At 56.2% G+C, this 10867-nt stretch carries 7 protein-coding genes; 2 read left to right on the forward strand and 5 right to left on the reverse strand.

Annotated elements, in window-relative coordinates; translation table 11 throughout:
• Window positions 1-75: 75 nt before the first annotated feature.
• Window positions 76-2637, reverse strand: a complete 2562-nt coding sequence (gene mdoH, locus GS12_RS09700; protein WP_034946369.1) for a glucans biosynthesis glucosyltransferase MdoH — start codon at window positions 2635-2637, stop codon at window positions 76-78.
• Entirely contained in the window at window positions 2630-4180 is a 1551-nt protein-coding gene (locus tag GS12_RS09705) for a glucan biosynthesis protein G (RefSeq protein ID WP_034919064.1), read from the reverse strand. The genes mdoH and GS12_RS09705 overlap by 8 nt, the downstream gene beginning before the upstream one ends.
• 240 nt (window positions 4181-4420) lie before the next feature.
• Here GS12_RS09705 and mdoC point away from each other — a divergent pair, with 240 nt between their 5' ends.
• Entirely contained in the window at window positions 4421-5590 is a 1170-nt protein-coding gene (gene mdoC, locus GS12_RS09710) for a glucans biosynthesis protein MdoC (RefSeq protein WP_052118414.1), read from the forward strand.
• Here the strand turns inward: mdoC and GS12_RS09715 are convergent.
• On the reverse strand, window positions 5567-7030 hold the full coding sequence (locus GS12_RS09715; protein WP_034946371.1) for a phospholipase D family protein: 1464 nt from the start codon (window positions 7028-7030) through the stop codon (window positions 5567-5569). The two genes, mdoC and GS12_RS09715, sit on opposite strands and share 24 nt — an antisense overlap.
• Before the next feature lie 171 nt (window positions 7031-7201).
• On the opposite strand from GS12_RS09715, the gene GS12_RS09720 reads away from it, so the two are divergent.
• Entirely contained in the window at window positions 7202-8374 is a 1173-nt protein-coding gene (locus GS12_RS09720) for a beta-glucosidase (protein WP_052118415.1), read from the forward strand.
• Here the strand turns inward: GS12_RS09720 and GS12_RS24755 are convergent.
• Window positions 8362-8529 carry a hypothetical protein gene (locus GS12_RS24755; RefSeq protein ID WP_162834959.1) on the reverse strand — a complete coding sequence of 56 codons (168 nt, stop codon included), beginning with the start codon at window positions 8527-8529 and terminating at the stop codon, window positions 8362-8364. The genes GS12_RS09720 and GS12_RS24755 overlap by 13 nt on opposite strands.
• 154 nt (window positions 8530-8683) lie before the next feature.
• A complete protein-coding gene (locus GS12_RS09725) occupies window positions 8684-10867 on the reverse strand; it encodes a TonB-dependent receptor (RefSeq protein WP_034946373.1) in 2184 nt (727 codons plus the stop codon).

Raw genomic sequence — 10867 nt, forward strand, 5'->3', positions numbered from 1 at the left:
GCGTCAAACGAATACGACACACAAAAAAATGCCGGTCAGAATAACTGACCGGCATTGTATGACGGCATCAAACGCTTACTTCGCTGGCGGAAGCGCCAGTGGATTCAGCGTCAGCGTTTTGTAGTAATCAAACCAGTCGTGATACTTATCCGCATGCTGCCACAAGCGATAGTGCATTCGCGACAGCGTCACCGGATCGCTCATCAGCACCAGCCGCAGATCGCGATCGACCTTAACCGGTGAACGGCTCAGCGCCTGCTCAACGTGGCGATCGCGGGCAAATTCCAGGATGTCACTTTTCAGGTGACGGGAGGTCGCCATCGCGCTTGCCAGCGCATTAAAGGACGGATTAAGTACCGCGTGCATAAAGCCATCTTTTAACACGCGCTCACGATTCAGTTCCAGATAGCGGTCAGTATCCAGCAGCTCTTTCGGCGGATCGAACTCTTCCGGGATCAGGAACAATTTCGCACGCTTCGAGGCGTTACCGGTGGTTGATCGGCTGGAGAAGACCGAAACAAACGGCGAGAGGATCAGCGAGAAGACGATCGGCGCCAGCCACCACAGAAAGTTCAGATCCAGCCAGCCCATGCCGATAGCCCATACCAGGCCCAGCGCCATCTGCGAACCATGACGTTTAAAGGCCTCGCTCCACGGCGTGGCATCATCGTCACGCTGCGGCGAGTTCCAGACCACTTCCCAGCCGAGAAAAGCGCTGACCACGAAGACCGTATGGAACAGCATGCGCACCGGCGCCAGCAGCACCGAGAAGAGCATCTCCAGGAACAGCGAGGCGAATACCCGCAATGCGCCGCCGTAGGGTTTTGCGCCTTTACACCAGATCAGTATCACGCTCAGCAGCTTCGGCAGGAACAGCAGCACCAGCGTGGTGGAGAAGAGCGCAATGGCCAGTTCAGGACGCCACTGCGGCCAGACCGGGAAGAGCTGCCGCGGCTGAAGGAAGTACTGCGGTTCCATCAGCGTGTGCACCACCTGCAACGCCGTCGACAGCGCCAGAAACAGGAACCACAGCGGCGCGGAAAGGTAGGACATCACGCCGGTCAGGAACACCGCGCGGTGAACCGGATGCATGCCTTTCACCAGGAACAGGCGGAAGTTCATCAGGTTGCCGTGACACCAGCGGCGGTCGCGCTTCAGCTCGTCCAGCAGGTTTGGCGGCAGTTCTTCATAAGAACCGGGTAGATCATAAGCGATCCACACGCCCCATCCCGCACGACGCATCAGCGCCGCTTCCACAAAGTCATGTGAAAGAATGGAGCCGGCAAACGAGCCTTCACCCGGCAGCGGCGCCAGCGCACAGTGTTCAATAAACGGCTGCACGCGAATGATGGCGTTGTGCCCCCAGTAGTGCGACTCGCCCAGTTGCCAGAAGTGCAGACCAGCGGTGAACAGCGGCCCGTAAACGCGGGTAGCGAACTGCTGACAGCGCGCATAGAGCGTATCCATGCCTGACGCCTTCGGCGATGACTGGATAATACCCGCGTTCGGGTTGGCTTCCATCATGCGCACCAGGCCGGTCAGACACTCGCCGCTCATCACGCTGTCTGCGTCCAGCACCACCATATAGCTGTACTGGCTGCCCCAGCGGCGGCAGAAATCATCAATGTTACCGCTTTTACGTTTCACGCGGCGGCGACGGCGGCGATAGAAAATTCGCCCTTCCCCGCCGACATCACGCACCAGTTCCATCCAGGCTTTTTGTTCAGCTACGGCGATGTCCGGGTTGTAACTATCGCTAAGGATATACACATCAAAGTGCTGCTGCTCGCCGGTTCTGACCACCGATTCCCAGGTAGCGCGCAGCCCGGCGAAGACGCGCTCAACGTCTTCGTTGCAGATCGGCATGATCAGCGCCGTTCTGTGCGCCGGATCGATAGCCTCGTTACCGGATGTGCTGTAGGAAATACTGTATTTGTCTTTGCCTATCAGCAGTTGCAGGAAGCCCATCAGCGCCGTCCAGAACCCGGCGGAGACCCAACAGAACAGCACCGCGAACAGGAACAGTATTCCGGTTTGCAGGACATAAGGCAGGATCTGCAAAGCAGACTGTTGCCAGTTCTGATGGATCATATCCATGGGATCGATCAGCGCCCAGCCCTGATAAGGCAGGATGGTTTTCATATACCAGGTGGCGACGATGGTCTGCGCGATAGTCAGAATCAACAGAATATAGCGGCGAATCGATCCCACATGACGCCACTTCTCCTCCGCCCGACGCTCTTCCGCGCTGCTGTAGCGCGGAAGGCTTTTGCGGCCACGTACCGAGTCCCACGCACGCGCAACCGGGTTGGTGCGCCACGCTTCAGGGTACATGGAGGAGCGCTTATGCGGCGGCATCGCCTTCAGCGTGGTGCGATCGAGATGATCTTTATCGAACTGTTCGCCCTGCTCGCCGAGCGAGTCAGGCCAGCTCATCTCAATACGCGTTTTAACCGACTCAAGCGGCGCGTCGTCAGGCCGACACTCAATCGGCCCGCCGTCAGCCAGCGACTGATGCAGCTGGCTGAAAACCTCATCCGATTCGGCAGGTATCGAGGCCTGTAATCCACGCTTTCGATCGGGCGAAAGCGGGAGCACATCGATATAATCACTGGGTGTTGCAGTAGTCTTATTCATTGGCAGGCAACTGATAGCTCCAGGTTTCAGTCAGCGTTTTGTCGCCGTTGACCAGCGCAGCACGCATTTCCGTTGGCTGTTTCGCATCTTTGATACGCATACGCATCACCAGACGCCAGCCCTTGGTTACCGGGTTATAACGAACGCTGTTTTCCACCAGCTCACCGTTATCACCGATGCTTACCTGCGGCGTAACCGGGGTGTTTTCCGGTAACTGACTCATCTCCTGACCGGTAAAGTCAACGATAAAGGCCAGCGTGCCGTCCGGCTGGCGAACGAGGTTGGACTGCTTCACATCACCCGTTGAACGCAGCGTATTGCTGACCCAGGCCGTTTCCGGCGAATGCAGCTGGCTTTCATCGCGCGTAAAGTGCAGGCGATATTTGAAATTCATCTCTTTGCCGGGTTCCGGCAGGCTTTCCGGCGTCCAGAAAGCAACGATGTTGTCGTTGGTTTCATCGGCGGTAGGAATTTCGACCAGTTCAATGCGGCCTTTACCCCAGTCGCCCTGCGGTTCAATCCAGCCGCTTGGGCGCAGATCGTAGCGGTCATCAAGATCCTGGTACTGATTGAAATCACGACTGCGCTGAAGCAGACCAAAGCCTTTCGGATTCTCAACGGTAAAAGTGCTCACCGCCAGATGTTTTGGATTATTCAGCGGACGCCAGATCCACTCACCGTTGCCGGCATGAATAGAAAGACCGTTGGAGTCATGCAGCTGCGGACGGAAATTGGTTGTCGGGGATGGCTGATTCGGCCCAAACAGGAACATGCTGGTCAACGGCGCAACGCCCAGCTTGCCGACTTTATCACGCAGATAGACTTTGGACTGTACGTCTACGGTGGTCTCACTTCCCGGTTTAATCAGGAAGCGATAAGCGCCGGTTGCGCGCGGGGAGTCCAGCAGCGCATAAATGACAAGCTGCTTATCCGACGGTTTTGGCCGCTGCACCCAGAAGGTTTTAAAGCGCGGGAACTCTTCGCCGGAGGGTAAAGCAGTATCAATCGCCAGGCCACGTGCGGAAAGACCATACACCTGGCCGCCGCCGATAACACGGAAATAGCTGGCGCCGAGGAAACTGCTGATTTCATCGTCTTTTTTATTTTTGTTATTCAGCGGATAGAGCACTTTAAACCCGGCAAAGCCCAGGTTTTTGACCGTTTCCGGGTCATGCTTAACGTTGCCAAAATTAAAATAGTCGGGTGAATATTTAATCTGTCGAACCGTCGATGCAGAAACTTCATTAATTTGCACCGGCGTGTCGAAGTACATTCCCTGATGGTAAAACTCAAGTTTGAATGGGGACTTCAACTTACTCCACCAGGCCTTGTCGCGATTGAACTGAATCTGCTGATAGTCAGCATATTTCATTTCACGCAGTTGGGAAGGCAAATTGCTTTTCGGCGCCTCATACCCTTTCCCGGCCAAATCCTTCGCCTGTTTTGCAACGTCATCAATGCTGAATGCCCAACCTGCGCTGGCATACAGTGAAAGCAAAACCGTTATGCCGATCTGGCTCATCAGTTTTGGCGTGTTTTTCATTTTAATCAGCACATCCCCCCCTTTCGTGTGCTTAAATCAATCGCATCCATATTAATGGATAATTCAGCTTTCCGACAGCGTAACGCTCACTTTGTTCATGTTTATCACGCGGGTAACTGACATCCACCGTATACAGATTCCCCTGATAGTATATCTGTGTTTGATCACATAAAGTAAGCGTTACGCTTTAGCCTGGTTCAGGGTGAACTGTTTTAGCAACTTATTGAATTGCGGATAGATATGATAAAAAAGACCCAGCAAAGAGAATATTTCCTTGATTCTGTCAGGGCCTGGTTAATGCTGTTAGGTATTCCTTTTCACGTTTCCCTGATTTATTCCACGCAGATTTGGTCAGTAAACAGCCTTGCGCCCTCGGTGTGGTTGACCATTTTTAATGATTTCATTCATGCATTTCGTATGCAGGTGTTTTTTGTTATTTCCGGTTATTTTTCCTACATGCTTTTTTTACGCTACAGCCCGCAAGAATGGCTGAAGGTGAGGCTGGAGCGCGTCAGCATCCCAATGTTGGCGGCCGTGCCGCTGATTACCGTGCCACAGTTTTTTATGATCAAAGCCTGGACCACTAAAATTGGCGACTGGCACGGGCTGACGCTGTATCAAAAACTTAATGCGCTCTCCTGGGATCTCATCTCCCATCTCTGGTTCCTGCTGGTTCTTTCGGTGCTGACTCTTGCTGGCGTCTGGATGTTCAAACGGCTGCGCGACAGCGTGGCAAAAACAGACTATTCCGACCTGACGTGGGGCAAACTCAGCCTGATTATTCTACTGTGCAGCCTCGCCTGGGGAACGCTGCGTCGCATGCTGTTTATTTTCGAGCCGCAGCTATTAAGCGATGGCCTGTTTAATTATGCGGTAATGCAGTCGCTGTTTTTCCTGCCATTTTTCATCCTCGGCGCGATGTCGTGGAAATATCCGGCAATCAAAGCGCTGTTTATCAGGCCGGTTCCCTGGATATTTATCGGCGCGCTGGTGGCGTTTATCGGCTACGTCGCCAACCAGACGTGGAGCAAAGGCGAAGGCTGGCTGTACGAAATTGACGGGGTCATGTCGATGATGATGGGTTTATGGATGGTCAATGTGGTGTTTTCACTTGGACATCGGCTGCTCAACAGCCATTCGCCGCGGGTGACTTACCTGGTTAACGCATCGCTTTTCGTTTATCTGGTTCACCATCCGCTAACCATTCTTTACGGCATCTTTATCGTGCCGACCATCAGCAGCAACACGCTTGGCTTTTTCGTCGGGCTGGCGTTTGTGTTCGGCATCGCCTTTCTGCTCTATGAGATCCACCTGCGTATTCCGCTGCTGCGTTTTCTCTTTTCCGGCAAGCCGCAGCGCCCTGCGGCGGCCGCTACCGGAAAATCACTACAGCAGCCACTCGATCGGTAAACGCCATACCAGCCGTACCAGCAGCCGCTGTATAAAGCGGGTACGCGGCTCATGCTTGTGTACCCGCTCTTTATCACCCTCGCCGGGGAATTCCACCCAGTTGACGCGGCCCCATTTATCCAGCCGCAGTGTCCAGGCGCGATCGCGCATGCTGTTGATAAAACGCTGGTGAATATTATCCGCCAGCGCTTCGCTCTCGATCACAAATCCCATTTCTGTATTCAGCATCGCCGAGCGCGGATCAAAGTTAAACGAGCCGATAAAAACTTTTTTCCTGTCCACGCTGAACGTTTTGGCATGAAGGCTTGAGCCTGAGTTTCCGGTCAGGCCGCGATCGTGTGAAGGCTCGCGCGCGTGGTGAGGCTTGAGTTCATACAGCGTGATGCCGTGACGCAGCAGTTTTTTCCGCCACCTGGCGTAACCGGCATGCACCACCGAGACGTCATTCGCCGCCAGCGAGTTGGTCAGGATGGCGATTTTCACACCGTTTCTTACCAGCGACAGCAACTGCGCCACGCCCGCCCGGGTTGGCACAAAGTAGGCGGAGATGATATCAAACTGCGTCTGCGGCTTGCCGATCACCTCCATCATGCGCTGCGGCAGCATGGTTTTTGCGCGCGCGCGTCCCAGCCCTTTACGCGGATCGTCGCTGAGCAGGCGCGTCACCGCCCAGGTTAGCGACAGATCGCCGCTCTCCAGTTCCTGAACAAAAGCCGAGGCGTTAATTTTTTCCAGATAGCGCAGCACCTGCGGATCGTTGCGCCATGCCGTCGGCAGCGTGACCGCATCGCGCCCGTTTGCTTTATCCACCTCAACCACGCTGTTAAGCGGCTGCACCGCGCGGCTTTGCCAGTAGCCTTCAAAATCGCGCGTGACCTCCCCGACCACCGGCCCGACCGCCAGCACGTCAAGATCGGAAAAGAGCGGTTCATCGCCCGCGCCGAAATATTCATCGCCGACGTTGCGGCCGCCGACAATGGTCGCCTCGCCATCGACGGTGAAGCTTTTATTGTGCATACGGCGATTCAGCCGTGCGAAGTCGCTGAGGTAACCCAGCGCGCGCAGCGTGCGGAAGGAAAAGGGATTGAACAGCCGCACCTCAATATTTTCGTGACGGCACAGCTCGCTCAGCGTTTCGTCCAGCCCGAGCGTATTGTTGTCGTCCAGCAGCAGGCGCACCCTGACGCCACGATCGGCCGCCTCAAGCAGCGCGCTGAACAGCAACCGTCCGGACATATCGTTCTGCCAGATGTAGTACTGAATATCGAGCGTGAACTCAGCCATTGAGAGCAGCAGATAGCGGGCCGCGAACGCATCCAGCCCCTCTTCAAGCGGGTGAATACCGCTCAGGCCGGGGTGCTTTTTCACCCTTGGCGCAATGGCGCGCGTCAGTCGCGTCTGAGCGCCCACCTCTTCATCCGGTAGCAGAGCTTCTGCCATAGTTTGTCCTTAAATTTTATGACGGATAAACCAATATAGCCTGTGTCCAACAGCCTCAGGCGTTATTTATCGCTTCGCTGTCAAATTCAGCAGGTTGCCTGCTGCCTGCAACGGCCTTTAGTCTAGACTTAGCCGATAGATCCGCGTCAGTACGTGTAATGAGGAATCGCTATGATCGCACCAACGCAGGCTGTAAAAACGACGCCGCATCGCCCAACGCTGTTTAAAAGCTTTTTTCAGGGCAGTTTTGCCTGCTCAACCGCCTGCCGTGATGAGGGGCGCCGCGTTGACCTGGTCATTAACAGCGGCCACGATATGCTGTTGGACAAGGACTACGCCCGTCTGGCGGAAGCGCAGTTGCTGACCGCGCGCGACGGTGCGCGCTGGTATCTGATTGAGGAGAAACCTGGCGAATATGACTGGTCGACCTTCCTGCCGATGCTGCACGCGGCGGAGAACCAGGGGCTGGAAATCATCTGGGAGCTGGCGCACTTCGGCTGGCCGTCGCATCTTGATATCTGGCAACCCGCGTTTGTCGACAGCTTTGCCGCTTTTGCGCGCGCCATGGCGACCCTGATGCGCAACGAAGGCTATACGGCCCCTTTCTTCACGCCGGTGAATCAGATCTCCTTCTGGTCATGGGCCGGGGCGGATGTTGCCTGGTTCAATCCTGGCGTAAGCGGACGCGGGCACACGCTGAAGCAGCAACTGGTCAGAGCCTCCATTGCCGCCATGCAGGCGATCCGGGAAGAGCTGCCCGCCGCCCGCTTCGTATTAACCGATCCGCTGGTCTACGTCGCGCCCGTTAATGATTCCGCCGCCGCCAGTGAGGAGGCGAAACGTCAGCACAACGCGCAGTTCACCGCCTGGGATATGCTGGCCGGTCGCTGCGAACCAGAACTGGGCGGCGAGGCGTCTCTGCTGGATATCATCGGGCTGAACTACTATCCGGATAATCAGTGGTTCAGCAACGGCGATCCGCTGGATATCGATAACACCGCGAGGCGCAGTCTCGCCAGCCTGCTGGAGGACGTGTGGCAGCGCTATCAGCGTCCTCTGCTCCTGGCGGAAACGGGCGCAGAGGGCAACGCGCGCGTGGCCTGGCTGAACGGCGTGGTGGAACAGGTGACTCAGGCGATGGATCTCGGCGTGCAGGTGGAAGGCATATCCCTTTTTCCGGCGGTTGACTACCCGACATGGGCCGACGCGCGACGCTCGCCCGGCGGGCTGTTTGGCCTGCCCGATGCCAACGGCAATCGCACCCTGTATGAGCCCTATGCGCTGACCATTCGCAGCCAGCAAATCAGATTCAAAAACGGAGGACGTGGCGCTCAGGAAACATGAGTGTCCACTTTTATGCATTTTTCGGGGAGGGTTGCTTCTTCGGAAGTCAGGCGCATATCTGAGATCCATGTGAGGGTAAACATCACAATAATGGTGATCAGGCAGGCGGTCAGCAGTCCTACCAGCGCCAGCAGTTTATCGTCTTTCGCATCCATTCTTGTCTTGCTCCTTAAATGTGGCCTCTCTTCGGCAGTTCGTCAGCCGCATGCAAAGTATAAGAGCAAAACCTGTTACTGCAAACTGTACTAAAGGTCATGATAAAGCGTAGCGCGCGGGCAATAAAAAGGGCCGCATCTGCGGCCCGACAGCTTAAAAATCATAGGAGAGCGAGAGCTTCAGCTCGCGCGGGTCGCCCTGATAGATATAGGTGCCGTAGTTTTCAACGCCTGACCAGTACTTCTCGTTGGTTACGTTCTCCACCGCCAGGCGCCAGGTTAAATCGTTTTCCTTAACGCGCATCCGGTAGCGCATACCCAAATCCAGCGTGGTGTAACTGTCCAGCTTTTTGGTGTTGGCCTGATCCGCATATTGTGAGCCGGAGTGCGTAAGACGAGCCAGCGCGGTCAGCCCTTCAACTGGCTTGATATCATACTCCGCGCTCAGTACGGTGTAGAAATTCGCCACGCCCACGGCATCATTGCCATCGTACTGCCCGTCCTGGGTTTTGCTCATTTTCGGATCGAGCCAGGTGGCGCTGCCGTTGAGGCGCACGCCATAAACCGGCTCGCCAAAGACGTTCAGCTCCACGCCGCGGTTGCGCTGTTCGCCATACAGGCCAAAAATATTGGTTTGCGGATCAATAATCCCGGTCGGTTTTTTGATTTCAAACAGCGCCAGCGATCCGCCGACGCGGCCATAGTCGAGTTTCACGCCCACTTCATTCTGTTTGGAGAGCGAAATTCCCGTCACCTGACCGACGTTTACCGCGCCGCTTGACGCGCTTTCGCCCGGCTGGAGCGCCTCAATGTGGTTTGCATAAAGCGAGACGGACTCCCAGGGTTTGACCACCAGCCCATAGCCCGGCGTCCAGCGCGATTTAGTAAAGCGGGCATCGCTGTCTTCAATCTGCGTTCCGTACGCATAGTTGCGCACCACCACTTTCTGATGACGCGCGCCGACGGTCAGCAGGATTTTGTCGTCAACAAAGCCCAGCGTATCGGCCAGCAACACGCCCTGGGTTCTGATGCGGCTGGTAGCTCGCGGATCGTCCAGATCGCCGCCAAAGAAGGTGTTCGCCGGTTTCTCAACCGCGTCGGGCTGATAAATATTGGTGGCAACCGGCGACAGCGCCATGCCATAGGCGGTTTTTTCACGCTTCGTCTGCGCAGAGTAGCCGACGTTCACGCTGTGGCTGACCATGCCGGTGTCGAATTTCCCGCGCACGCCGGTCATGCCGCTGAAGGCATCGACAATTTTATTGGTATTCATGTTGCCGATAGTGGCGGCGCCCGTTTCATCAGTGACTTTTGGCGAGGCATAGGCGCCGGTTTCATGCGAATGCTGCCCACCCACGGCGCCGTAGAGCGTCCAGTCCGGCAGCAGATCGTACTCCACGCGCGCCATGCCGAATTCGCTTTCCAGATCGCTGTAGACCCAGTCCTGGCTGTAGTTGCTGGTGCCGCGCGGCACCTCAGGAATGAAGTCCACACCGCTGATGTTTACGCCAAGCCGCCCGCCGTGAAACGCCTGTTTCTGATAACCCATATCCAGCGACGTACGCAGTTTGTCGCCGCGGTAATCCAGCCCGAGCGACGCCAGCGTGGTGCGACGTTTCTCGTTATCCACCGCCGTTTCGCCTTCGCGATGCAGCAGATTGACGCGCGCGCCCCACTCGTTGTTGTCACCAAAACGACGTGCGCTGTCCAGCGAGGTGCCAACCTCAGACGCCGAGGTGTAATCCACGCCGAGGCGCGTTAACGGCGTGTCTTCCGCATGTTTTGGTTCGAGGTTGATCATACCGCCGACGCCGGAAACGGCCGCGCCGTTGATCAGCGCATTTGAACCCTTGAATACCTCAACGCGATCGATCATCTGGGTGGACACCACCTGGCGCGGCATAACGCCGGGCAGGCCGCCCAGGGTGATATCGTCACCGTCAAGCGTAAAGCCGCGAATGCGGTAAGTTTCCGCAAAGTTGCCATAACCCTGAACATTCTGTACGGACGCATCGTTAGCCACCACTTCTTTCAGCGTGTTGGCCTGCTGATCCTGGATCATTTTCGAGGTGTAGCCGACGACGTTGAAAGGTACGTTATGCGCATTCTGCTCGCCGAGCATGCCAAGACGGCCACCGTTAGCAATCTGCCCGTCCAGATAAGCAGGAACCAGCTCATCGCCGCCGGGCCTGAAATTTTCCGGCGTAGCTTCCACGGTCATGGTGTTGTCTGAAGTAGTCGCCGCCGGGGCGGCAAACGCAGGCGAGATCGCTGCGCCAATCAGCACCGACAGCAGCGTAAGGCTGAAGCCGGTGCAGGAGGTCGTGAGGTGTGCCAT

Origin of the sequence: Erwinia oleae, assembly GCF_000770305.1 — a bacterium.
Lineage (GTDB): Bacteria > Pseudomonadota > Gammaproteobacteria > Enterobacterales > Enterobacteriaceae > Erwinia > Erwinia oleae.

Coding starts and splice junctions, on each gene's coding strand:
- mdoH (WP_034946369.1), bottom strand. CDS start 2,637: ATGAATAAGACTACTGCAACACCCAGTGATTATATCGATGTGCTCCCG.
- GS12_RS09705 (WP_034919064.1), bottom strand. CDS start 4,180: ATGAAAAACACGCCAAAACTGATGAGCCAGATCGGCATAACGGTTTTG.
- mdoC (WP_052118414.1), top strand. CDS start 4,421: ATGATAAAAAAGACCCAGCAAAGAGAATATTTCCTTGATTCTGTCAGG.
- GS12_RS09715 (WP_034946371.1), bottom strand. CDS start 7,030: ATGGCAGAAGCTCTGCTACCGGATGAAGAGGTGGGCGCTCAGACGCGA.
- GS12_RS09720 (WP_052118415.1), top strand. CDS start 7,202: ATGATCGCACCAACGCAGGCTGTAAAAACGACGCCGCATCGCCCAACG.
- GS12_RS24755 (WP_162834959.1), bottom strand. CDS start 8,529: ATGGATGCGAAAGACGATAAACTGCTGGCGCTGGTAGGACTGCTGACC.
- GS12_RS09725 (WP_034946373.1), bottom strand. CDS start 10,867: ATGGCACACCTCACGACCTCCTGCACCGGCTTCAGCCTTACGCTGCTG.